23 protein-coding genes and 2 pseudogenes are annotated in these 24,604 nt (G+C 48.4%); 19 read left to right on the top strand and 6 right to left on the bottom strand.

The features are described from left to right. Window positions 1-202: 202 nt before the first annotated feature. A complete protein-coding gene (locus ACQUTI_RS11935) occupies window positions 203-1,432 on the top strand; it encodes a GIY-YIG nuclease family protein (RefSeq protein ID WP_281121755.1) in 1,230 nt (409 codons plus the stop codon). Window positions 1,433-1,535: 103 nt separating this feature from the next. Next, window positions 1,536-1,812 (top strand): annotated as a pseudogene (locus tag ACQUTI_RS11930) (hypothetical protein). A gap of 53 nt (window positions 1,813-1,865) precedes the next feature. Here ACQUTI_RS11930 and ACQUTI_RS11925 read toward each other — a convergent pair. After that, window positions 1,866-2,636, bottom strand: a complete 771-nt coding sequence (locus ACQUTI_RS11925; RefSeq protein WP_073972308.1) for a PP2C family protein-serine/threonine phosphatase — start codon at window positions 2,634-2,636, stop codon at window positions 1,866-1,868. Continuing rightward, on the bottom strand, window positions 2,636-3,364 hold the full coding sequence (locus ACQUTI_RS11920) for a protein kinase domain-containing protein (protein WP_049088964.1): 729 nt from the start codon (window positions 3,362-3,364) through the stop codon (window positions 2,636-2,638). Before ACQUTI_RS11920 ends, ACQUTI_RS11925 begins: the two co-directional genes overlap by 1 nt. Before the next feature lie 304 nt (window positions 3,365-3,668). On the opposite strand from ACQUTI_RS11920, the gene ACQUTI_RS11915 reads away from it, so the two are divergent. From ACQUTI_RS11915 to ACQUTI_RS11885, 7 genes and pseudogenes are all read left to right on the top strand, one after another. Continuing rightward, window positions 3,669-3,791 carry a PEP-CTERM sorting domain-containing protein gene (locus ACQUTI_RS11915; protein WP_281122374.1) on the top strand — a complete coding sequence of 41 codons (123 nt, stop codon included), beginning with the start codon at window positions 3,669-3,671 and terminating at the stop codon, window positions 3,789-3,791. A 524-nt stretch (window positions 3,792-4,315) separates the two neighbouring features. Then, window positions 4,316-4,576: a hypothetical protein gene (locus ACQUTI_RS11910; protein ID WP_139788340.1), complete on the top strand. Its 261-nt coding sequence runs from the start codon at window positions 4,316-4,318 to the stop codon at window positions 4,574-4,576. 413 nt (window positions 4,577-4,989) lie between these two features. After that, window positions 4,990-5,228: pseudogene (locus ACQUTI_RS11905) on the top strand (hypothetical protein); the annotation flags it as partial. A gap of 271 nt (window positions 5,229-5,499) precedes the next feature. Continuing rightward, window positions 5,500-5,694, top strand: a complete 195-nt coding sequence (locus tag ACQUTI_RS11900; RefSeq protein ID WP_428923272.1) for a hypothetical protein — start codon at window positions 5,500-5,502, stop codon at window positions 5,692-5,694. Between the two features lie 31 nt (window positions 5,695-5,725). Then, window positions 5,726-7,543 carry a hypothetical protein gene (locus tag ACQUTI_RS11895; protein WP_428923271.1) on the top strand — a complete coding sequence of 606 codons (1,818 nt, stop codon included), beginning with the start codon at window positions 5,726-5,728 and terminating at the stop codon, window positions 7,541-7,543. Window positions 7,544-7,622: 79 nt separating this feature from the next. Further along, window positions 7,623-8,126 (top strand): hypothetical protein, encoded by a 504-nt coding sequence (locus ACQUTI_RS11890; RefSeq protein ID WP_065803238.1) that lies wholly within the window; start codon window positions 7,623-7,625, stop codon window positions 8,124-8,126. A gap of 349 nt (window positions 8,127-8,475) precedes the next feature. Further along, window positions 8,476-9,141, top strand: coding sequence for a hypothetical protein (locus tag ACQUTI_RS11885; RefSeq protein WP_423131554.1), 666 nt, complete (start codon window positions 8,476-8,478; stop codon window positions 9,139-9,141). A gap of 53 nt (window positions 9,142-9,194) precedes the next feature. On the opposite strand, the gene ACQUTI_RS11880 is transcribed toward ACQUTI_RS11885, so the two are convergent. Further along, the gene (locus ACQUTI_RS11880) at window positions 9,195-9,374 is read right to left on the bottom strand and encodes a helix-turn-helix transcriptional regulator (protein WP_308340022.1); all 180 of its coding nucleotides are present in this window, start codon (window positions 9,372-9,374) and stop codon (window positions 9,195-9,197) included. 811 nt (window positions 9,375-10,185) lie between these two features. On the opposite strand from ACQUTI_RS11880, the gene ACQUTI_RS11875 reads away from it, so the two are divergent. After that, window positions 10,186-11,367 carry a restriction endonuclease gene (locus ACQUTI_RS11875; protein ID WP_122543306.1) on the top strand — a complete coding sequence of 394 codons (1,182 nt, stop codon included), beginning with the start codon at window positions 10,186-10,188 and terminating at the stop codon, window positions 11,365-11,367. Between the two features lie 359 nt (window positions 11,368-11,726). Here ACQUTI_RS11875 and ACQUTI_RS11870 read toward each other — a convergent pair whose 3' ends face one another. Beyond that, window positions 11,727-12,167 (bottom strand): hypothetical protein, encoded by a 441-nt coding sequence (locus ACQUTI_RS11870; RefSeq protein ID WP_049092948.1) that lies wholly within the window; start codon window positions 12,165-12,167, stop codon window positions 11,727-11,729. Window positions 12,168-12,904: 737 nt separating this feature from the next. On the opposite strand from ACQUTI_RS11870, the gene ACQUTI_RS11865 reads away from it, so the two are divergent. After that, on the top strand, window positions 12,905-13,198 hold the full coding sequence (locus ACQUTI_RS11865; RefSeq protein ID WP_049092949.1) for a hypothetical protein: 294 nt from the start codon (window positions 12,905-12,907) through the stop codon (window positions 13,196-13,198). 391 nt (window positions 13,199-13,589) lie between these two features. Continuing rightward, entirely contained in the window at window positions 13,590-13,991 is a 402-nt protein-coding gene (gene uraH / locus ACQUTI_RS11860) for a hydroxyisourate hydrolase (protein ID WP_002892366.1), read from the top strand. Window positions 13,992-14,069: 78 nt separating this feature from the next. Here the strand turns inward: uraH and ACQUTI_RS11855 are convergent, their stop codons facing one another. Beyond that, a complete protein-coding gene (locus ACQUTI_RS11855; protein ID WP_254465468.1) occupies window positions 14,070-14,240 on the bottom strand; it encodes an ATP-NAD kinase in 171 nt (56 codons plus the stop codon). A 302-nt stretch (window positions 14,241-14,542) separates the two neighbouring features. On the opposite strand from ACQUTI_RS11855, the gene ACQUTI_RS11850 reads away from it, so the two are divergent. Then, window positions 14,543-14,683 (top strand): hypothetical protein, encoded by a 141-nt coding sequence (locus ACQUTI_RS11850; protein ID WP_053087926.1) that lies wholly within the window; start codon window positions 14,543-14,545, stop codon window positions 14,681-14,683. Window positions 14,684-14,728: 45 nt separating this feature from the next. Then, the gene (locus tag ACQUTI_RS11845) at window positions 14,729-16,033 is read left to right on the top strand and encodes a citrate synthase (RefSeq protein ID WP_023319875.1); all 1,305 of its coding nucleotides are present in this window, start codon (window positions 14,729-14,731) and stop codon (window positions 16,031-16,033) included. A gap of 72 nt (window positions 16,034-16,105) precedes the next feature. Here the strand turns inward: ACQUTI_RS11845 and ACQUTI_RS11840 are convergent, their stop codons facing one another. Further along, on the bottom strand, window positions 16,106-16,972 hold the full coding sequence (locus ACQUTI_RS11840; RefSeq protein WP_004202384.1) for a GNAT family N-acetyltransferase: 867 nt from the start codon (window positions 16,970-16,972) through the stop codon (window positions 16,106-16,108). Between the two features lie 508 nt (window positions 16,973-17,480). On the opposite strand from ACQUTI_RS11840, the gene ACQUTI_RS11835 reads away from it, so the two are divergent. From ACQUTI_RS11835 to cadA, 5 genes are all read left to right on the top strand, one after another. Next, entirely contained in the window at window positions 17,481-18,401 is a 921-nt protein-coding gene (locus ACQUTI_RS11835) for a Kdo(2)-lipid IV(A) acyltransferase (protein ID WP_017898813.1), read from the top strand. Window positions 18,402-18,501: 100 nt separating this feature from the next. Further along, the gene (locus tag ACQUTI_RS11830) at window positions 18,502-18,774 is read left to right on the top strand and encodes a DUF1471 domain-containing protein (protein ID WP_004202387.1); all 273 of its coding nucleotides are present in this window, start codon (window positions 18,502-18,504) and stop codon (window positions 18,772-18,774) included. A gap of 289 nt (window positions 18,775-19,063) precedes the next feature. Then, window positions 19,064-20,632, top strand: coding sequence for a lysine decarboxylation/transport transcriptional activator CadC (gene cadC / locus ACQUTI_RS11825; RefSeq protein WP_017898812.1), 1,569 nt, complete (start codon window positions 19,064-19,066; stop codon window positions 20,630-20,632). Window positions 20,633-20,997: 365 nt separating this feature from the next. After that, on the top strand, window positions 20,998-22,332 hold the full coding sequence (cadB, locus tag ACQUTI_RS11820; protein WP_004202389.1) for a cadaverine/lysine antiporter: 1,335 nt from the start codon (window positions 20,998-21,000) through the stop codon (window positions 22,330-22,332). Window positions 22,333-22,414: 82 nt separating this feature from the next. Further along, window positions 22,415-24,562, top strand: a complete 2,148-nt coding sequence (cadA, locus tag ACQUTI_RS11815) for a lysine decarboxylase CadA (RefSeq protein ID WP_002892486.1) — start codon at window positions 22,415-22,417, stop codon at window positions 24,560-24,562. The last annotated feature ends 42 nt before the right edge of the window (window positions 24,563-24,604 follow it).

Raw genomic sequence — 24,604 nt, 5'->3', positions numbered from 1 at the left:
ACGCTGAGGCAACAAACTGGCATTTTGAACCGACACTGAGACAGTTTTTAGATGTCCTGGAGCTTGGTTTATGAGGTGATTGCTCCTTCCATCTACCCAGATTGCAAATTTACTGCAAATGGGTGGTTGATGTGGAACTTCGGATTCGAGATCTTGTATATTTCAGATTATTCTAATTGCTGACTCTGGGGGGGGAAGGGAGATGGAAGCGCTATATCCAATATTGATCGTCTTAGGTGTGGGGGGCGCCATTGGTGCTTATATAACATATAGGTATCTGATTAATAAGCATAAAAAAGTTGTTGAGTATCTTGAGTTGAGAAGTCAGAAATCTCTTGCGGCTGAGATTGAGGAAAAAGAAGATGCGATTGAAAAGTATAAAAATAGAGATATTGCTCGTGAAATTGAACACGATAATCTGAAAAAGGAGCTCAGACAGATTATCGAATTAAATAGAATGAAAAGTAAAGAAATCCTCGGTAAAGCCGTTGATTTTGCTTTTGATTTTGAGACCATATTTCGTGAGCAACATCAATCAGCTGAGGAGGAAATACAGAAGGTTCTCGATGATACCTATCGCTATAAGCGTAAGACTCTTCTTGCTTCTGTGACGCTGAAGAATTTTGAGAAAAAGCTTGAAGATATCAGAAGAGAAAAAGAGATATATCAGACACTGATAGCTAAATATGATTTTTTCCAATTGCGCGATCGTTCTGATTGGAAGGAAGTGGAAAAAGAATTTCGAGATAAAGTGCTGGAGCTTCAAGCCGCTCAGGATGAGCGCGATGCTCAGAATGAAATAAAACGACAAATGCGTGAAGAACGCCAGCGCGCAGAAGAACTGGAAAGGCAACAGCAAGAGGCTGAAGCCAAAGAACAAGAGCTCGAGGCTCGGCGAAAAGCCGTCGAAGAGGCCCTGTTGGCCGCAGATGAAGAGCATCGCCAGGAGCTTGAAGAAACCCGCCGTCAGTTAGAGCAAGAGATTGAAGATGTCCATAAGCAGTATGAACGGGCAAAATCAATGGCACAGATGACCAAGCAGGGGCATGTTTATGTTATTTCTAACATTGGTTCATTTGGTGAAAATGTCTATAAGATAGGTATGACTCGCCGACTTGAACCGCTAGATCGTGTTAGCGAATTGAGCGGTGCAAGTGTGCCGTTTGAGTTCGATGTGCATGCAATGATTAGCTGTGATGATGCGCCAGCTCTTGAGTACGCTTTGCATAACAAACTTAGCAGTGAACGCATGAATAAGGTGAATCTGCGCAAAGAATTCTTTAAGACAGACTTGAGTAAGATAATCCAATGTGTGGAGGAACATCACGGCAAGGTTGAATATGTTGCGGACCCTGCGGCCTTACAATATTACCGCTCACTAGAAATTGGCGAAGAAATAGCGAACGATAAAGAATTATCGGCGGTATCATAATACTTATTAATTCTTCAAAAACGCCCGCGTCCGCGGGTGTTTTTATACCCGGAATCAATGAAATGGCTAAATCAGAGACAGAACATCATAGAGAATTCCAGCTATGACAGCTCAAATTTCAGCATATGCCGGCTGGTGTCCGATCCTCAAATCAGAACCACGAACAAGCGGTACTTGCAAGGCTATGGACCACCTATACAATGCGGTGGCCAAACACCGTAAAGGCGACCTGGTCCGTGTGGCGGGCAATATGCAGCTCAACCAGTGGACGGAGCAGGATGGCACCGCACAGCAGGGCTATAAGTGTTGGCCGACAACTGGTGAACAGGGCAGCAGAGACAGCTACTGACGCCCTGCGCAGAGCCCATCGCAAACAATAGCTCACCAGGCAATATGAAAAGTGAGTCCAGAATCCAACTCATTTCTATGATTTCTAATGAGCATCAGGACTAATAGTGCTCTCATTTTCAAAATGGATATTTAATCCAATTAATGAATAATCATCATGTGGACCTTTACTCTCTATTCTCCTCATTAAGCTAGCAGAAAAACGATTGACGTTATTTAGCGTATTTAAGGAAAATCTAGGGCGGTCTTCCCAGTAATAATGTGCACCATCAGACATAAGGTATATTGTTAATAAATTATTTTCTATAGGTAGGTCTTCTTTTTTTATAAATATTGACTGAAATTCCAGAGTAACTTTTGATGATATTGCGGTAGTCAGGACATTTCCCCCTTGAAGTTTTCTGAGTTGTCGAGCTGTAAATAGACCTTTGTCAATAAGTATCTGGTGCTGAGTGTGATCTTTTGTATACTGTTTAAGTTTTGAACCTTCTTTTATATATAAACGGCAATCTCCAGAATGGCCTATCAATAAACCTTCATCACTAACATAACCAAAGGTAAGTGTCGTAGCGGCTGATGAATATTCTTCATTGTTTTCCGAAAAAGCTGATATCGAGTCCTTGATGGAGTTAAAAATGCGATCAATATCAGATGGTTTTACTTTATGTTGTAGTTTTGATATTTCTTTGATGGCTAGATTGGATGCTTCTTTTCCTCCATTGTATCCACCAACTCCATCAGCAACAGAGAAAATATATCCACCATCTAGCTTCTTGGGAAGCAGGATGCTATCCTGGCTGATGGTATCTAAGCTCTTGGGAAAAGAGAATGATGAACATGAATAAATAGTTGTCATTATAATCCTTCCTCAAGCAAAGAAATTTGGCTTATGACTTGCTCAACATTTATATACCGTTTGTTAAGCTGTTTATGTTTGCATTTTATTATTATACTTTCGGTTTCGTCAATGTTTAAATGTTCAATAAGCACTCCAATTGAATAAATGTCTGATTGTTTAGAGTAGCCATGTGCCATTACGCCATAGTCAAAAAATTCAGGGGAGCCGTAGAATTCACCAACTCTTGTTACAAACTGGCTTTTTGATGGTGTCATACTTTTTGCCAACCCGAAATCTGATAGTTTGTATGTCCCATCGTTAAATTTTAATATATTTTGTGGTTTTATGTCCCGATGTAAATAACCTTTATTATGGATAAATAATAAACCATTTAAAACATCTTTGAGGACCTTAATTTTGTCTTCTGTAGTCATTGTGCCTGATTTTATTTCATCGTCTAGACTGTGCTTTGCTAGCTCCATAATAAACCAAGGTTTCTGTGCTTCGAGGTTGGTTATGAAAATTTGAACAATATTATTATGTAGACAATCGCATTGAGCTTTTATTTCCCTTATAAATCTTTGATATACATCCTTATCACTATTCCCAGAAGTTAGTAGTTTTCTTGCATAAAGTCCGCATAGATGATGTGATGTGTTGAATAACTTTATTTTCTCAACAACACCATACCCACCGTTACCTATTTCTTCAATGGGGTCAATTAAATAATTCGCTCTTCCTTCCATTTATCACCTTATTTATTAGCTGCGGTGTCAGTTTTCCACTAAAGTTTGTTAAATAGTCTCAATTCCATTGAGTTAGTGTTTCTTATCGACCAAACCATTGAAATCTTAGATCGGAAAAAGGAACAGGTATACCTGGGTATTTATCAGGGCTTTCGTGGCAACCCACCGAACAACGCTTTTCTGCTACTCTTCAGTTTTTCCCATTAGCATACCTACTAAAAAAGGTGGGGTAGTTATCCCCACTCTATGGATTAGCGTTTCGATCACCCTATAACGGGAAGAAAACAAACGAGAGGAGATCTCCGTGATAAAGGACTACCTGATCGTAGCCTACCTTACAGCTATTGCAGCCAGGCCAGCCACACTGGCGTTACTTGGTCTCTCTGCAGGAGTGGCATTCTATATGAGGCGTAGGGTGCTGGGGTAGTCCTCGTCGTTCTGTTCATGCTGGTGGCAATCGCTGCGTGGCAGTTTGAACGCTACATGTAAAACCATACCGCCCTATGAAAATGCCCATATCTTATTTATAGGCAGAAGTGACGTGTTCTGGCTATGTATGGCAGAAGTGGTGTGTTCTGCCTCTAAATACCTGTACCTTTTGTGAATTATCCTCAGAGGCTGTGCTTTGTTATAGGTCTGCAGAGGAGACAGAACGCCGGCGAGACCTGGAAAGGCGGCCAGCATTGTAAGTTGTTATAAACTCAGAGACGTGAAGATAGCGCTTCGGTTTGATGACAAATGTGTAAATCAGAATCGATCGTATTTTCAAAGCCACTAAAAAGACGTTTAATCTTGTTATTAACCAGTTTGGGCCAGTTAACCTACCTGGCATCACATTAACGCTTGATACGACGTGGGACTTCCACATCTTTATCGGTAATGTTTTGCCCGGGGAAGCCCACTTTATACTCAGTGAACCGATGGCAACATTTATATAGATGAGGTGAAGCCATGATAATGGGCTACCTGTTTATGACTTATGTTGCGGTCGTTTCCTGCTGGCCAGTATCCTTGATTCTGCTCCTGACTTTAGCAGCAATACTGCTACATTCTGACCGAAAGATTTTGCGCGTTATTATCATCGTTAGCGTCGCTTTTCTAGCCTTTGCAGCCTGGCAGTATGGTACGGCAGTGCACAGTACTTCTTCTTTTCTATCAGGTGGTTTAGCATGGCTTTCAGGGCAAATTCCAGCGTTGAGTAAAAGTCAATAAGTTGGACTTAGCGGTCCATGGCTTTAGCTTGTAGAATTTGACGGAATCGGGTATTTGAACTCGATTTATGGCGTATCGTTTAGAAGCCGGCCAGATCTTGCCATAAGGTATCCGGCGATTTCTTCAGGCGTCAAATCTACATGGAGCATGTCTTCATTGTGGAACCATTCATTAGGCCAGCAGATGAGGTCGGACGGATTGGCATCAAAGTTTTTCTGCAGCAATTATTGTCTGGAATAAAATCTTGTTGGGATAGGCTTTTAGTCCCATTAGTAACTTTTCTTAGAGAAGTTACTAATGGGACTAACTCATCATTAGTAACTTTTTCCAAAAAAAATACTAATGAGTTCACTGCGCTCCCTATCCCTTCATTAGTAACTTTTTCATAAATAGTTACTTATGTATAAGGGTAACTAAAGCGCAGTTTGATGACAGATGCCAACGGGCTTCCTCTGTAGCTGGTCGTCGCCGCAGCGAACACGCATGACATCAAACTGGTTGCGGATACATTCAAAACCCTCCAGACGGGTCATACGGGACAAAAACTCAGACTCTGCCTGGAAAAGATTACGAAGCAGGCCGGCTGAGTCGCCGCGTCGAGCCGTATATCCAGTCCCTTAATGAGGGACACAAGGGTTTCAAAGCCTATCGTTAGATCGTCGATAGGACTCATAGCTGGATGAATCGCTTTCGTCGGGTACTGGAACCGTCTGGAATAAAGTCATATTGAGATAAGCTCTAGGTTGAGGCTCAGCAGCAGCAAGTCATTACGCAATCTTCGTTAAGTACTCCTCAAAAGTCTATAAAACAATCAATTTCCTTTCTGATAACGATCGAATTTATTCTTTCACTAATTGCAATGATTTTGATGATCATTTCATTTTATGAAATTATAATAACTGTATAAATATCAGGAGGTGGTTATGTCGAAACAGTCCATCAAACCAGTGTTACTCAACGAGGCACAGATTCAGGCGATCCGAAAAATTCAGGAGCAGCAGCGTCAGCAATCAGGTATCGGCGTTGCGCCAACTATCCATGAAATCGCAAGGGGGCTGGTGGATAAAGCACTAGCGTCCCTTTCTGATGGGGGCATGCCTGGCGGCGTTTGTTCTTAATCTTTCTCATTACTGAATTGAGGTGAATTTAATGGTAGCTAAGTCGATCGTCGACATTGACGTAAATGACGACAAGTTTGTCGCGTTTATGGAAAGGTTTCGCGAGTACCAGAGCGCGCTGGATGATTTACCGGAAGCCTGGCGGGTAGCTGCTGTTGGTATTGGCGAAAGCAGCAAGCAGACCGAAAAAGCCAAAGGTGAGGCGAAGGGGTTAGGCGCGGAGTTTAATGCCGTGGCCGAGGCCATTCTGACCATCAACAGCGGTATCGATCGGCTAAATACCAACCTGGAAGACTCGAAGAAAAAGCAGGATGAATTCAACAAAAGCACTCGCTCTGCGAAGGGCTTCATCAGCGATGCGACGAAAGACGCTAAATCGCTGGCAGGGCACATCAGTGAAGCGACAGCTAGTCTTCTGTCATGGGGTAGCATTGTTGGCTTGTTTACCGGCGCTCTCGGCGTAGGTAGCCTGTTTGGTATCAATACCCTGGGAGCGGGGGCAGCTCAGCAGAGATTTATGTCCCTGGGGATCGGTACGTCGGCAGGGAGACTGAGTGCCATAGAAGCCAACTACAGGAGGGCAATTGGGAATCCTGCAGGTACGCTGGGCGCTATCCGCGATTCACAAATGGACCTGTCTAAGCGCTGGACGTTTCAGGCGATGGGGATTAACAATCCCGACCAGGACCCGGCAAAACTGCTCCCGCAGATGATCCGCAACGCGCGCGATATCTTCGTGCAGAACGGCAGCACACTGCAGGGTGCGCAGGCGCACGGCCTGACAAACTTCTTTACTCTGGACGACCTGAACCGCTTCAAAAATATGAGCAATGAAGAAATTGATGCGATGGAGCGAAGGGCGAAGAAGGATGCTGAAAGATTAAACATTACTGATGAGCAAAACAGAAAATGGACGGAGTTCATTAATCAGATTGAGCTAAGCGAAAGAAGCATTAACAGGGCCTTTGTAATCGGCCTTGGTCCTATGGCGCCGCAACTGAGTAAATTGTCAGATGCGTTATCCGGCGCGATCGATACGGTTCTTAAATCACCTGATCTCGGGAAGTGGATTGATGGGCTTGCTGGTGGTATAGAGAAGTTCAGTAATTATCTCGCATCCCCGGATTTCACTAACGATGTTAACCAGTTTATGACAAATATCAGGGAAATGGGCGTAACTGTCGATAACGTCATTAAGTTTCTTAAGGGTGAAACATTTAATGACTGGATGAATAAATCGGAGGGTAGTGCAAACTCCGCTGCCGAATGGGTAAAGGATAAGACTGGATTTGATCCGAGAAGTGTTGGCCCAGCGATGAAAGAGTTCTTAGCTCCATCATGGAGCACGATTAAATCGGTGTTTGTTTCTGGACAATTAAACCCCATTTTTTCAGCTCCTGCCGACATCGCGGATAAATCTCGCACTATCGCCGATCGGTTCAATAATCCCGGTAATTTGCGTTCGGCTTATGGGTACGATACTCATAATACCAAAAGCGGTAAGTTTGCCGTTTTCCCTACGCTGGATGAGGGCGTGTTAGCGGCGACTAAGCAGCTTCAGATTTATGGTGCCCGCGGTATCAATACGATTGATGAAATTTCCAAACGCTGGGCTCCGTCAAAGGAAAACGACACTCAAGAATATATCCGTCATGTCGTAAGAACTACCGGGTTTAATGAACGTCAGCAACTTAACCTTAACGACCCGAAAGTACTGGCAAAACTTATTTCGGCGATGGCATCTAAAGAAGGAGCCGGCAGCAGGGTGACAGAGAGCGCTGTTATTCAGATTTACAACAATACTGGTGGTAATGCGATAGTGTCTGCTGCTCAGCTTGGTGCCCGGTGATGGTGACCTTTTCCCCGGCGTTGAGCGCCCCCGTTTAACTTTTCAAATAAAGGCCACCAGCGGCTTTATGGAGATATCTATGTTAATGAGTAAAGCCGAGTATGCACGTCATCGCGGGGTAAGCCGTCAGACGGTATATGACTGGGTGGCGAAAGGTGAGGTTGTGTTGTCTGGTAATAAAATCGACGTAGAAGCAACCGCACGCAGTTTGCAAAAGGAACAAAAAAAACCGAATGAATGCGCTCCCCGTGTACTGAGAATGACGTGGGGGCAATGCTGGGCGGCAGTTAAGGCATTGGACGGCAAAAAAACGAGACCTTACAGCAATGAAGAGGTAGAGCGGCGTGTATTGCGTGCTGCGAATGAGCTGAACTGGGAAGTTGAGTTTCTCGAAGATGGTGGAATTTACATGTGTGATGGCGATACGGAGTTTTACCTTACACAATACGATCTCATTCAGAACGCAGATATTGCGATTGGACTCCTTCGTCGTGATATCTGTTATGGCGCCTCTGAGAGTCCCGATGATGAGGATGAATGGAGCGAGGAGGGAGTGGAAGCGCTGGCCGAGTGGGCGAGGTGAAACATACAGGTTGCTGTATGGTGTCCACCAGCGATGTGATAAATCGAGAAACGAAACGCGGCAGGTTGACACTTTTAGCGGAAAACTGTCAGACACGAAACCGATAGCCTTACACTGTTCTCAATGAATATTGCTGTAAGCACCGCTGTTACGGGGTTTGTTCGATTTTCACCTCATCGTGAAAGTGTCAATCCGATGCTTAGAAATGCCAGGTATTTGAGGTAAGGTGTCAACCTGGCCTACTAAGATTTCCTAGTGATTTCGGGCTTTCCGACCAGCAGATGATATTTGCACAGCACGTCGTTGATGGGAAAACACGCGTAGATGCATATCGTCTGGCTGGGTACAAATGCGAAGGCGAGAACGCTTACTTTGCTGCCAGTCAGATATACAGAAATATACAGGTCAGGCGCTTATTCACGCCATACGAAATGAGCGCCAAAAACGATATGCGGCAGAACTCGATGATGTGATCGGTCAGTTGACCGCAATCATTAACGCTGACCTAAACGAGATATCTCAATACCGTCGCGTTAACTGCCGGTACTGCTGGGGAAGCGATCACAAGTATCAATGGCGAGATATCGCCGAGCAGCTATCCGCTGAGCGCAAGGCTGAATCGGATGGCGCTGCGCCGCCAGATACATCCGGCGGAATTGGCTTTGTCGACAACGCCGATCCAAATCCAGAGTGCCCTCGCTGTAATGGCGAAGGGGTAGGAGAGCCTTTCTTTGCTGACACTCGCGATCTTGAAGGTGACGCTCGCTATCTGCTGCAGGGTGTGAAGCTGGGCAAGTTCGGGATAGAAATCCTGACGGCGGATAAGGATAGCGCCCGGAAAGAGCTTGCTCGCCTTATCCTTTTGCGGTCGACCAGTGAGCGCCAGGCTCAACTTGATATTGAGCGTCTTGAGCTGCAAAACGAGAAACTCAAGCGGGAAATTGATATGCTTAAAGACGGCGACCAGGATAACGCGATCGTCGTGCATAACTCGCTGCCAATCCCGGGAAGATAAATCATGGCCGACATTTACCTACCCACGCTACACAACGGGCAGGTAAAACCAGCTTAGTCGGCACCATTATCTCGATGAGAAATATGCCCATTTATCCATTCCTCAATTTCGCCAGATGGCCAGCGAACGCTACGACCTATCTTAACTGGGTGAGGGAAAGTACCTTTTTTCATCCAGTCGTAGATAGCAGTCTTTCGAAACCCGGTAGCTTCACATACCTGTTTCAGGTCCATAAGATACATTTTCATTGGATTCTCTCTATGGTTTGGATGCAATGTTGGCTCAGTGCGGTAAATGTTGGTTCAAAATCTGGTGGTGTTGGTTCACTTTTTTGCTAAATATCCAAATAAAACAATGGACTTTACGTTTTGAGGCAACTGAACCAACCGAACCAACACATTTTGCATGTATATAGAGAAATTTTTCCGCACATAAATTTGGGCGTGATTTTGTACCGGTGGATATTACCGACATGTGAGAAGGTGCCGTGAGCCCCAAATTGTACGATAAATAGTCAATTCTCACCCACAGAAAAATATATGGTGGTACATTTGGGGGTATGTGTGATTTTTCTAACCTACATAGTTAAATAAAATCAGTTTGTTATGTGTTTATATCGAATCCTGTAGGGGGCCATACTCACTTCTCTTAACGTCTCCTGAAGTCTACTCAATCCACCTCCGCACGGGTCGTCAAAAGGCGCAATCGCCACGCACCAAAAGTTCTGAAGGGAAGCATCTCACATTCCAAACTTCTATGTTATATCTAGCCAGGATTTCGACTCCGATCTCACAAACCATACTCGTCGCATTTTTAAGCTGCGGATTCAGTTTGAAAGTAGCAGAGTAAGAAACCACTCATGATCTTGAAGGGCCTATCCTTATGAGTCCGGAGCCCGGGGCGTGGATTCCGACGGATGGCGAGATTTGACTGGAACAAATCGGAATCAACGATTGGTTTGGGGCGGAATACGCACACAACAAACCAACAATATTACAGCAAGGTTACCATAAAAAACTTCAATGAAGCATAAGGGGGATTTTGATGATTTACCAATGTTATTCATGTAATAAGACATCTTTCGAAATTATATGCCCGTGGTGTTCAGGTACCATACCAATAACATCCTCACCCTGGGGCAGCAGAAGCTCATCTGCTAAATCATCTGATTTACAAGAGATGATTCCCCTGGATCCATCCTTCTACCCGGAGTTTCAGTACCAGTCAAAGGGTATGTTAAAAGATTTATTTGGGAAAAAGAAAGAGCAATCGCAACTAAACCAATTGCTTGAAAATGTTCTGGAAAAGTACTCTAAATTTAAAGATCCTTATTTTACAAACTTCATATATACATCCAGGTTTTCTAACAATCAAACTACCGAAGTTGAGTATTCAGAATATAATGGAGTTTATTCAGATGCCAGATTGTTCAGAGAAGTGCTTGTACGAAAAGGTTTTAGCGAACTAGAACAATTGCCCATCTTGTTAGATAAGCTACTACTCACAACATCTTTTAACGCTCTATATTATGGTTTTGCTAAAGAGGTCAAAAGGCATATTAAACCAACAGTTAGCGAATCGTTTAAATCATGGATAGAAGAAGCCGGGACAACCTTTCGAGCAGATCTTTCTTTGTTCTTGTTTCACCTTTGGGATAATAAATTTACTTTTTCAGAAATAGAATTCAATGATAATGCAAAAAATACCCCAGGATTACCATTGGTTTCATTTGAAAATATTAAAAAGTATTTGTCTATATGTGAGGGTATTTATTTCGATATTCTAGTGGAAAGATTGGCTACGCGCCTTGAATATTTTAATCCGAGTAAGTTTGTAACTATGTATCTTATCGATGCAATGGATGGATACCAGTTTGAAAATTTCCTCGTCGAAATATTCCAAACTCTGGGGTACGACGTTAGGGAAACTAAGAAAACTCAGGACCAAGGAGCGGATTTATTTGTTACACGATTTGGTAAAAATATGGTCATTCAGGCAAAGAATTATTCTGGTTCTGTAGGTAATTCGGCTGTGCAGCAAGCGATCTCCGCTAAAGCATTTTATGGTTGTGATGAAGCGATGGTGGTCACTAACTCTTATTATACCAAGTCAGCAATGGAATTAGCTGAGTCTGCGCGAGTTCGTTTGATCGACAGGAATGAACTGCAAAAATATCTGGATGATTACAATCAAAAAATAATTGAGGACTTTCAATCAAATCCATAGTTATCTTTCGATAGAAACAAGCATGGCATTGATCCAGCTTGAGCTATGCCAATGATAATAGACCAGAATCATTTGTAAAAGATCTATTTATTCATTGCATGTGGAGACATAGTTGGCCATAAGAGCTAAGGCTTTTCTTATGCCAGTCCAGAGGGAAGGTGTTGTCATTCGTTCACTGCTAGTTGAGTAGCGAGGAACGCTCGTTACACCATCCGCAACGGACTGGCACAGACTCTCCAGGTCAAAGAACGTCACCGGCACAGGATGGTAGTACCAGCCACCAGTGGCAAAAATCGCAGAGGTTAAGATAGTCGAACTGATAAATGAGTCTCCGTAGCAAAAACGTCAAGGCCACAGCATTACATTGCTGTGAGTGCGTCTATAATATAATCCCAGCGATTAAGAAATTCTTTATCTTGGCCTTTCGCTATTTTGAACAACGGTACGCTATGTTGCCAGGTAGAAACGGCTTTCACTATTTCGCTAGGAACGATGAATACCTCAGGCGTACTCTCCATGTTGATGTCTTCTGATATATTACAGAAAACGTAAAATAAATCAGACGATACTACAGGCATATGCTTGCCTACCATCCATTGCCGCGGCTGACTCCTTGCCCAAGAGCCTTTAACCTGAATGCTAATGCTTTTTGAGCCGTTGATCGTCGCAATTATATCGACAGCACTTGTTCCGCTGGTGGTTAGTGCTGCGCTGATACCCAGTCGAGAAAGCATATAGGCAACGTAATATTCACCCGCATCGCCAGCATTTTTGCTGGAGCGTCTAGTTATTTCTTCCATGATCAACCCTCCGAAACAGTTTTTGATTGTAGCGCCATCGATAGCTTTTGAGCATTGTTAGCCAGGCGCGGTAGATGTTTGGACTGACCCAGCCCGGTAGACGATTCTACACTATAGTTGGACTTACCCCACGACCATAGACAAATTTTGTCCTCACGACGAACCATCTCGATGCTTCTTATGTCCTGCAGTATTTGCCAGACGATGGCCAGTCAGAGTACAGCATTCTACCAGGTGAGTCGTTTAGGTGTTGGTTCCGTTGCCTCAGCAGTTATCTGTGTCTTGTTTCATCAGGATTCATATTTGGATAATGAACCATCATTGAGGCAACAAACGACTTTTTAAACCAGCATTGGATTTGGAACGGGGCATATGAAGAGAAAATCACACTGATGACAGCTCAATTTCCAGGATACGCCCGCCTGGCGTCCGAGCCTGAAACCCGGACGATGGAAAAAGGTATGAATATAGTAATAGCCAGACTGGCGGCATTACGGCTCTGTAATATCGAACAGAATGGTTAATGCTGGTTATAGCTGAGTGCAGAATAAGCGCTCTGCAGGAATGTGAAAATATGTTGCCGGTAACAGGCTAATAGTCATTATAGCTTTAGGTTATGTCTGACTGGGTTAAGTATCGCATTTTAAGCTGGCGTGAAGTACAGTTGTTAAAGATCAATATTGAACACTATTTGAAAGCATACCCTCGATGTTCATCCACTGCCTGGAAAGATCCAAATGAACATCAAATTCGTCGTCATCTCCGTATTCGCTGTTGTGTGTGTCTTTGCATCAGATATTTCCATCGCCAAATCGAATTCCTTAAGCGATGATCAGGTCAGGCAAAGAATTATTGATGACTCTGTCGCATCCTATCCCGGTACCTGTGCCTGTCCCTTCAATACCGCCCGGAACGGCAGCTCGTGCGGTGGCCGCAGCGCCTGGAGCAAAGCTGGTGGGTACTCACCTATTTGCTACAAGAAAGAGGTAACAAAGGAGATGGTGAAGGCGTGGCGACAAGAGAATCAATGATAATAATCATTATCTGAACCAGGTGATTACTTACACTGGAATAGTAGGTTAAATAATATTAAATGATTATTTCGAATACGGCAGGCCATTTGCAGTAAGCACTGTTCTGTTAGAGGCGGCAGAGGCCACGGCATATATTATTTAACCTTTTGATATTTGACCCTAGTTAATCTTTTCCCTCTCTGACGGATTAAGTGCCACGTATCCTGTTACGAAGAGCACGGGGTTACTCACACATCAGACACTCCCTCTTCTCACGACAAAACCGGTTCAGCGTGTTGTGTGTGGGGACAGTACCCATCAACTCAATCTGATAACAAAAAGTTTAATTTTTTTCCCCGCCGCCCTGACTATAGTTAGGGCACTTTCACTTGCCCAAAAGGTCACGATTATGAAATTAGTTATCGCCTCCGTAATTTCCCTTCTCAGCTTCAGCGCGCTGGCGGCGCCAGAGGGCACGCTCAGCGTACACATTCTTAATCAGCAAACCGGGCTCCCTTCGCCGGGTGTGCAGATTGAGCTGGATAAGCAGCAAGGGGAGAGCTGGCAGCATATCGCCACCGGCAAAACGGATGCCGATGGGCGGATTAAATCGCTCTATCCGCAGGCAGAGAATATGGAGCCGGGGGTTTATAAAGTGACGTTTAAAACCGGTGACTATTTTAAAAGCCAAAACATGAATACGTTCTTCCCGGTGATTCCGGTTATTTTCAATGTCACAAAGCAAAATCAAAAACTGCATATCCCGCTGCTGCTCAGTCAGTACGGATACTCTACCTACCGCGGCAGCTGATGACCCAAGCCGCTATCCAGCCAACGCCTGCGCGTCTCCCGCAGGCGTCACCCTTTCCCCGCACAACGACCTCCATGCCTAACGCTCGGGCTCTTTCTCTTTAAAGTGTTTAACTGCTTCGTCGTATAACGCCAGCAGGCCGGAAATATCGCCTTCATATTGCGGCACGCGCTGGGCGCGAACCAGCTCAATCAGCAGCGCATAGGCTGCTTCTTCCGGGGCCGCATGTGGGTTGATCAGTCCAGACATATCACCTCCTTAACAGTGGGCCTTTAGCCTACCCCTGGGCGGAAAAACGCAACAGCCTGATATGCAACCAGTGCTTCTTGTCTGGCTCTGGTGAAACCTCAGCGGTGAAGACCACGGCGGAAGGGGGGCGTTATCCAGGCCACTGTGGGGCGGTTAGACCGGCAGGAGGCTCATCATCAGCCAGGCGATGGCGATGCAGATAAGCGTCATCGACAGCACAAAATTCATGGTAGCTCCTCTTCATCCTTTCTGTACTCAGCGTAAATTTTGACAGCGCTGATCGCCTTTATCCTTGGCGATTTGTGCCGCTATCCGACGATGGGGTGGGGAAAGATGGCCTGTTTCCCCGGAAAGGCCAGCAAAATATCCTCTTTGTCAGAGTCATAGTGATGACATCAATGAATAAGCTGCATCACATTGGTTATGTTGGTCTTTCCGCCTGAAGAATGACTTCAGGTCGCTGATAAGCTGCTGGGGGAACTGACAGGATGAGCACCACACCGTTAACGCTTTCTATTGCCGGGCAACCGACGCCCATCACCCTGCCGCAGGTGCCGGGAACCCGGGGCCATGTGGGAGTCGACATACGCGAGCTGAATCACTCCGGATTCTGCAGCTACGACCCCGGCTTCGCCAACACCGCCGGATGCCAGTCGGCGATCTCGTGGATCGATACGGAAAACAGCGTGCTGCTGCACCGCGGCTATCCGGTGGATCAGCTGGCTCGCCAGTGTGATTTTCTCGAGGTGGCGTACATCATGCTGCGGGGCGACGCGCCGGATGAGGCCAGCTATCAAACGTTTCGCGAGACCATCACCCGCCATACCCTGGTGCACGAGCAGATAGCCCGCATGTGCAGCGGCTTTCGCCGCGATTCGCACCCGATGGCGCTGATGTGTGCTCTGGTGGGGGCGCTGGCGGCGTTCTATCATGATGTTCTGGACGTGGAAAATCCGCAGCATCGGGCGCTGGCCGCCACGCGGCTGCTGTCGAAAATGCCCACTATCGCCGCCATGAGCTACAAGTACACCATTGAGCAACCCGCCGCCTATCCGCGCAACGATCTCTCCTATGCCGGTAATTTCCTGCAGATGCTGTTTGCTATCCCGGCCGAAAAGTACGTTCTCAATCCGGTTATCGAGCAGGCGATGAACCAGATCCTGGTCCTGCATGCCGATCACGGGCAGTGCGCCTCGACCACTACGGTGCGCGCGGCGGGCTCCTCCGGAGCGAACTTATTCGCCTGCGTCGCCGCCGGGCTGGCGTCGCTGTGGGGGCCAATGCACGGTGGCGCCAATGAATCGAGCATGCGGATGCTGGAGGAGATTGAAAGCGTCGATCAGGTTCCGGCGTTTCTGCGCCAGGCGAAGCGCGATCCGCAGGCATTTCGCCGCCTCGGTTTTGGCAACTCACGCTACCGTCACCGTGACCCGCGCGCCGATATCCTGCGTGAAACCAGCCATCGGGTCCTGGCGGAGGTAGGCATGTCTGACCGTCTGCTGCAGGTGGCGATGGCCCTTGAGGACGTGGCGCTGACCGATCCCTACTTTGTGGAAAATGGCCTGTCGCCGAGCGTGGATTTTTATACCGCGGTGATCCTCAAGGCGATGAATCTGCCTTCGTCGATGTTTGCGGTGGTCACCGCGGTCGGCCGGACGGTCGGCTGGGTGGCGCACTGGAACGAGATGCACCAGGCGCCGTTGACCATCTACCGGCCACGGCAGATTTACGTTGGCGAGGAGTATCGGGATTACGTCTCACGACGAAGCGAGCAGCCGACCGGATCGCGGTGACAGCGGGTGAGGCGAACGCCAGCGCGACCTTCGTGGTGATCTATAACTGATCGGCCTGACGGCGCGGCGCCGTCAGGCATGCGCCAGTAAAGGAAACATCAACTTCCTGTCTTTAAACAAGTTTTCCTTCTGGTCATAGACAAAGAGGATATCTTCTCCTTCAATCTTCTCGTACTCGCCGAGCCGGTCTTCATTGGGGGTAAAGCCGAGGATAGCCTGGTAAACATGGTCATCGGCCAGCTCGTTGACCAGCGTCGACAGGCTTTTGCCCGCATCGCAGAACAGGTCAAAGCAGATCAGCACCGGACCGTTTTGCATGGCGATAACCACCGCCTCATTTTTTGCCGAATAGTAAACGAAATGCTTCATAAAGGCTGAGCAGTAAAACATCAGCAGGCCAAAGTTGTGCTCCACCCGCAGCGGTGAGAACGGGTTGGATTTTTCATAGTAATGGCGGAGCAGGGCGACATCGTCAGCGCTGTCCATATCCAGTTTGCGAAAATCACCAGCGCGCGGAGCGACCGGCATAATATATTGATGCTCTTCGCTGCGGGTGAAACCAAATTTGGGGTAAAAATCCACCGTGGTGGGATTGGCAAATAAAAAGAAGGCGTCCGCCTCCTGCTGCCAGTCCTGCAGAATATGGTGGATAAGCTGGCCGGCTAATCCCTTATTGCGGTGGTCCGGTTCGGTCATCACGGTACCAATCTGAATATACCGCCGGGGCTCGCCCTGCCAGCGCAGATCGATGATGTTGGCCGAGGCGTTAGCGATAATTTTATTACGTTCGACAAAGGCGTAGGGGATATAGGCGTCGGTCCAGTAACCTTGCTGATACCACTCTTCAAAAGACAGGTCGAAAGTCTTAACGGCAAGGTCAATGAAGCTTTTTCTTAATATGTTATTTTCTCTGACTTGCTTCACTAATTGATAATTCATTGTCATAGTTCCTTCTCACTATGGCTTCTGAAAGCGACGACGTCGGCAAAGGCACTTGCGTCGAATGAGCGCTGTAAACGTAGCATATCTGGGAAAAGGATCCGCAATGTCGATGCTTAACCTTTGCCCGAGTCACAAATAACCGCATGAAGGCGTCACAAATGACGTTGAACATCCCGCCGCGCAGCACGTTATCTCCGTGCTGCAGAGCAACCAAGGGGCCAATGCAACAGGCGATGAGAAAATATGCTGTTTGTTTTTTGGGCAACCAGTCGCGCTGTAGAGGTCTGGTTTATTTTTTTATGCGTAAAAAAGGAAGTTTTACGCGATGTGGCTAATAATAGAGTAGCCGCAATCGCAAGACTGAAATTAGTGATTGAACAACGTATAATATCGTGCTTTGTGTCTTAGTGTTACCGCACGAATTGGAAAAATACAACCGGCAGGATCCGCTACTTTATTTCGCGGTTTTTGCTCAGCTATTATTGAGTGAATTAACAGGATTACTATGTCAAATTTACCCAAATTTTCCCGCGCGCTGTTGCACCCGCGTTACTGGCTGTTATGGCTGGGAATTGGCCTCTTATGGCTGCTGGTGCAATTACCGTATCCGGTGATCTACCGACTGGGCACTGCGCTCGGGCGGCTGGCAATGCGGGTGATGAAAAGCCGCGCACGGATTGCCAGACGTAATCTCGAACTCTGCTTTCCCGCGATGAGCGTCGCCGAGCGTGAGGCACTGCTGGTGAAAAACTTTGAATCGCTGGGCATGGGGCTGATGGAGACCGGCATGGCCTGGTTCTGGCCGACGCACCGGGTGGCGCGCTGGACCGAGACCAGCGGCGTAAACGAGGTGGTCGAACTTCTGGAACAAAAGCAGGGCATCTTACTGATCGGTATCCATTTTCTGACCCTCGAAATGGGGGCGCGAATGTATGGCATGTTTACCCCGGGGATCGGCGTCTACCGGCCCAATGATAACCCACTGATTGACTGGCTGCAGACCTGGGGACGCTTGCGCTCGAACAAGACCATGCTGGATCGAAAAAATCTGAAAGGCATGGTCAGGGCGCTGAAAGAGGGAGAGATCCTCTGGTACGCGCCGGATCATGACTACGGGCCGGCCAGCAGCGTTTTTGCGCCGCTGTTTGCTGTCGAGCAGGCGGCGACCACCACCGGCACCTGGATGCTGGCGAAGATGTCCGGGGCGACGATTGTGCCGTTTGTTCCGCGACGCAAGCCTAACGGTATGGGATATGAGCTGATCTCCCTGACGCCGGAGCGCACGCCGCCGCTGGCCAGCGCCGAGGTTACCGCGGCGTGGATGAACCAGATTATCGAACAGTGCATCCTGATGGCGCCTGAACAATATATGTGGCTGCACCGGCGCTTTAAGACCCGCCCGGAAGGGGTGCCGCCGCGTTACTGAACGCTGCGGCCAAAAAATCAGCGCACCGGTAGCACGCTTATTAAATCGCCGTCTATACTGAAAGAGCCTGATCTAAGGCCCATTCCAAGGAGATTGCAGGATGAAAAAAGTGATAGTCGCGTTAGCCCTTTCCGCCGTTGCGTTTGGCGCGTCCGCCGCGCAGTTGATCACCAAAGAAGAAGCTAAACACTTTAAACTGACCAAGGTCGGACCGATCTCGGTGGGGCCGTCAGGTGGGCAGTTCTCTTCACCTTCCGATCTGCACGATCAGCTCTCCAAGCTGGCCGATGAGAAAGGCGGAAAGTACTACGTGATTACTGCTGCGCGTGAGCATGGTCCTAACTTTGAAGCCACAGCGGAAGTGTATAAATAATCGATTCTTCCGCGTGCCATAACGGCACGCCACTGACTGAGCCTGGAGCGCATTACGCCTCCGGGCTTATTTTTTTCCGCTGCCCACGTTCCGACGGCTAAGCGGAAGCGAAAACGTTTTTTATCGCTATATATCAATTTGATGATCACGATGTTAATGAAATATTGCTTTTTATTGTCGCTAAAAGGCGAATTCCAACCTAATGCCTGAGGGAGTGACCCCTGGCAAAAATAGGTAGGACAAATGTGTTATCATCGCGCCTTTCCCTTTTTGTCTGGGGCTTTCTTGTATGCTACAACCTGTTGTTCGCGTCGGTGAATGGCTGGTAACCCCCTCTGTAAACCAAATCAGCAGGAAGGGGCGCCAGCTTACCCTTGAACCGCGTTTAATCGACCTTCTGGTCTTTTTCGCTCGCCATCCGGGGGAAGTGCTTAGTCGGGACGAGCTTATCGAAAACGTCTGGACCCGGAACGTTGTGACCAGCCACGTCGTCACGCAGAGTATTTCTGAACTGCGCAAGTCGCTCAAAGACGGCGACGACGTTAGCCTTGAGTACATCGCGACGGTACCCAAACGGGGGTATAAGCTCACGGTGCCGGTGATCTGGTGCACCGAAGAAGGGGAGGAACTCGCCCCACAGATGGAGGCGCTGACGCCTTCGCCTTCGGTCGCCGCGACCGCGCCGCCGGCTGCCGGTGCGCCGCCCGATGCGCCCGTCTCCGCCGCCGATCCCGCCGTGCCAGCTCCCGCTCCGACAGTGGCCAGCGCGCCGTCAGTGCGTAAACGGCTCACCACCGCCCTGGTGTGGGGACTGTTCCTGTTGGCGCTGGGCACCTGCGTGGCGCTGGTGGCGCTGTCGAGCATGGAATCGCGGCCGCCGGTCAACAAGGCGCGCCTGTTGCTTAATCCGCGCGATATCGATATCCACCTGGTGAATGGTAACTCCTGCACCAACTGGTCGTCGCAGCACTCCTACGCGGTCGGCCTGGCCAGCCTGATCACCACCTCGCTGAACACCTTCTCGACCTTTATGGTGCATGACAAAACGGACTACAACATCAATGAGCCGAGCAGTTCCGGTAAAACGCTAACCATTGAGTTCGTCAATCAGCGCCACTACCGGGCGCAGCAGTGCTTTATGTCGGTCCAGTTGGTGGATAATGCCGACAGCTCGACGATGCTCGATAAGCGCTACTTTGTGACCAATGACAACCAGCTCACCATCCAGAACGATCTGATGAACAGCCTGTCGGATGCCCTGACGCAGCCGTGGCCGGCGCGGATGCAGGCGATGCTCAGGCAGTATCAGCCGTCGCAAAGCGTGGCGTTAACCTATTTCTACCAGTCGCATCAGCTGTTAATGAAGGGCGATGTTGACTCATTAAGCAAAGCCAGCAGCCTGCTGGATGATGTGATTAAACGGGCGCCTGATTTTATTTACGCGTATGCCGAAAAGACGCTGGTGGATGTATTACGTCATTCACAACAGCCGCTGGATGATAAACAGCTGGCAGCCCTCTATAGCGAAGTTGAACGGGTAGGGGAGATGCCAGGTATTAAAGACATGGCGATTTATTATCAAATAAAAGCGGTGGATTTGCTGGGGAAGGGCAAAGTCGATGAAGCGAATACCGCGATTAACAGTGCGATCGATTTAGAGATGTCGTGGCTGAATTATGTGCTGTTAGGCAAAGTCTATGAGATGAAAGGTGAGAACCGGCTGGCAGCAGATTCTTACATTACGGCGTTTAATTTACGCCCCGGGGGAGACACATTGTACTGGATTGAAAACGGGGTTTTCCAGACGTCGGTCAACCGGGTGGTTCCGTATCTCGATAATTTCCTCTCTTCAGAATAAGTAAACCCTCATCGTGTACAAGGTTTTGGGCATGGTGAGGTTAAATTTATGTTTCTCATGAAGCCTCTTGTTGTTATTTATATTTAGCATTCAGGAGGCTTTAAATAACAGTTCGGCAACACACTGAATCTGGTTTAAGTGCATGTAAAACAACAATGTTTATCTTTTTATGACACCCTGTTGTCATGTTTATATGTTAAGCGAAAAAGGTCAAAATATCATTTGTCTGATGTTTGTTGTTATTTCACTTTATCTTTAGGACTTATCTCGTACAAATCAGTAATCTTGTTGGCAGTTGGTCGGGTCAATTAATGGTTCTGTATCATGATCTGTACCTCCCAAATAAACTTAGGAGAAAAACAACCATGAGTTCTGCCAAGAAGATCGGGCTATTTGCCTGTACCGGTGTTGTCGCCGGTAATATGATGGGGAGCGGTATTGCATTATTACCTGCGAACCTGGCCAGCATCGGTGGTATTGCCATTTGGGGCTGGGTGATTTCAATTATTGGTGCGATGTCTCTGGCTTATGTTTATGCCCGACTGGCCACTAAAAACCCGCAGCAGGGTGGCCCAATTGCTTACGCAGGGGAAATATCTCCGGCATTCGGTTTCCAGACCGGTGTGCTTTATTATCATGCAAACTGGATTGGTAACCTGGCTATCGGGATTACCGCGGTTTCTTATCTGTCTACGTTCTTCCCCATTTTAAATAACCCGGTGCCAGCAGGGATTGCCTGTATTGCCATCGTGTGGATCTTTACTTTCGTTAATATGCTCGGCGGGACCTGGGTCAGCCGTCTGACCACTATTGGTCTGGTGCTGGTGCTTATTCCAGTGGTGATGACCGCGGTCGTCGGCTGGCACTGGTTTGATGTCGCTACCTATCAGGCGAACTGGAACACCTCCAGCACCACCGATAGCCACGCGGTCATTAAAAGTATCCTGCTCTGCCTGTGGGCCTTCGTTGGCGTAGAATCCGCCGCCGTGAGTACCGGGATGGTGAAAAACCCGAAACGTACCGTACCGCTGGCTACCATGCTGGGTACTGCGATGGCCGGTATCGTCTATATCGCCGCGACTCAGGTTATCGCCGGTATGTATCCTGCTTCTCAGATGGCCGCGTCGGGTGCGCCGTTCGCGATTAGCGCCTCTACTATTCTCGGCGGCTGGGCTGCGCCGATGGTATCCGCTTTCACCGCCTTTGCCTGCCTGACTTCTCTGGGCTCGTGGATGATGCTGGTTGGCCAGGCCGGTGTCCGCGCCGCCAACGACGGTAACTTCCCGAAAGTGTATGGCGAAGTTGATAGCAACGGTATCCCGAAAAAAGGCCTGCTGCTGGCCGCAGTGAAAATGACCGCGCTGATGGTGCTGATTACCCTGATGAACTCCGCCGGTGGTAAAGCCTCTGACCTGTTCGGCGAACTGACCGGTATCGCGGTACTGCTGACCATGCTGCCTTACTTCTACTCCTGTGTTGACCTGATTCGTTTCGAAGGCATCAACATCCGTAACTTTGTCAGCCTGATTTGTTCGGTACTGGGTTGCGTGTTCTGCTTCATCGCGCTGATGGGCGCAAGCTCCTTCGAACTGGCCGGCACCTTTATCGTTAGCCTGATTATCCTGATGTTCTACGGTCGCAAAATGCACCAGCGCCAGAACAACACATCGGATAGCAACAGCCCCGCTAACGCGCACTAATCAGTAACCCTTTTTCCTGAGGCTCCTTCCATCACCTGTCATAGCGCGACGGGAGGGGCTTTCTACATCTGGAGATTTGACTATGAACGTTATTGCAATCATGAATCACATGGGGGTTTACTTCAAAGAAGAACCCATCCGTGAACTGCATCGTGCTCTCGAACGCCTGGACTTCCGCATTGTCTACCCGAACGACCGTGACGACTTATTAAAACTGATCGAAAACAACTCTCGTCTGTGCGGCGTGATCTTCGACTGGGATAAATACAATCTCGAGCTGTGCGAAGAAATCAGCAAAATGAACGAGTACATGCCGCTGTATGCGTTCGCTAACACCTACTCCACGCTGGACGTTAGCCTGAACGATCTGCGCATGCAGGTTCGCTTCTTCGAATATGCGCTGGGCGCTGCGGAAGATATCGCGAACAAAATCAAACAGAACACTGACGAATATATCGACACCATTCTGCCGCCGCTGACCAAAGCGCTGTTCAAATATGTGCGTGAAGGCAAATACACCTTCTGTACCCCGGGCCACATGGGCGGTACCGCCTTCCAGAAAAGCCCGGTAGGCAGCATCTTCTACGATTTCTTTGGCTCCAACACCATGAAATCCGATATCTCGATTTCGGTTTCTGAACTGGGTTCCCTGCTGGACCACAGCGGCCCGCACAAAGAAGCGGAAGAGTATATCGCTCGCGTATTCAACGCTGAACGCAGCTATATGGTGACCAACGGCACCTCTACCGCCAACAAAATCGTCGGTATGTACTCCGCGCCGGCCGGCAGCACCGTGTTGATTGACCGTAACTGCCACAAATCGCTGACTCACCTGATGATGATGAGCGACATTACGCCGATCTACTTCCGTCCGACCCGTAACGCCTACGGCATCCTCGGCGGTATCCCGCAGAGCGAATTCCAGCACGCGACTATCGCCAAGCGTGTGAAAGAGACGCCGAACGCGACCTGGCCGGTACATGCGGTGATCACCAACTCGACTTACGATGGTCTGCTGTACAACACTGACTTCATCAAGAAAACCCTGGATGTGAAATCCATCCACTTTGACTCCGCGTGGGTGCCTTACACCAACTTCTCGCCGATCTATGAAGGCAAATGCGGGATGAGCGGCGGCCGCGTCGAAGGGAAAGTGATTTACGAAACCCAGTCCACGCACAAACTGCTGGCGGCGTTCTCTCAGGCGTCGATGATCCACGTGAAAGGCGACGTTAACGAAGAGACCTTTAACGAAGCCTACATGATGCACACCACCACCTCTCCGCACTACGGGATCGTGGCGTCCACCGAAACCGCGGCAGCGATGATGAAAGGCAACGCCGGTAAGCGCCTGATCGACGGCTCTATCGAACGTTCCATCAAGTTCCGTAAAGAGATCAAACGTCTGAAAGGCGAGTCTGACGGCTGGTTCTTCGACGTATGGCAGCCGGAACATATCGACGGCCCTGAATGCTGGCCGCTGCGCTCCGACAGCGCATGGCACGGTTTCAAAAACATCGATAACGAACACATGTACCTCGACCCGATCAAAGTCACGCTGCTGACCCCGGGGATGAAGAAAGACGGCACCATGGATGACTTCGGTATTCCGGCAAGCATCGTGGCGAAATATCTCGACGAACACGGCATCGTGGTGGAGAAAACCGGTCCGTACAACCTGCTGTTCCTGTTCAGCATCGGTATCGACAAAACCAAAGCGCTGAGCCTGCTGCGTGCGTTGACCGACTTCAAACGCGCGTTCGACCTGAACCTGCGGGTGAAAAACATGCTGCCGTCGCTGTACCGTGAAGATCCTGAATTCTATGAGAACATGCGTATTCAGGACCTGGCGCAGAACATTCACAAACTGATTGAGCACCACAACCTGCCGGATCTGATGTTCCGCGCCTTCGAAGTGCTGCCATCGATGGTGATGACCCCGTATGCCGCGTTCCAGAAAGAGCTGCACGGTCAGACGGAAGAAGTGTACCTCGAAGAGATGGTCGGCCGCGTCAACGCCAACATGATCCTGCCGTATCCTCCGGGAGTGCCGCTGGTGATGCCGGGTGAAATGATCACCGAAGAGAGCCGTCCGGTGCTGGAGTTCCTGCAGATGCTGTGCGAAATCGGCGCCCACTACCCGGGCTTCGAAACCGATATCCACGGCGCCTATCGTCAGGCGGATGGTCGTTACACCGTTAAAGTGCTGAAAGAAGAGAATAACAAGTAATAGACGCACACCAGGGAAGTGGCTTGCCACTTCCCTTTTTCA

It is taken from the genome of Klebsiella sp. 7-CIP_Kleb. (assembly GCF_050378655.1).
In the GTDB taxonomy this organism is placed as follows: domain Bacteria; phylum Pseudomonadota; class Gammaproteobacteria; order Enterobacterales; family Enterobacteriaceae; genus Klebsiella; species Klebsiella quasipneumoniae.
Note: the sequence above shows the minus strand (reverse complement) of the source record. Positions and strands in the feature narration are given on the sequence as shown.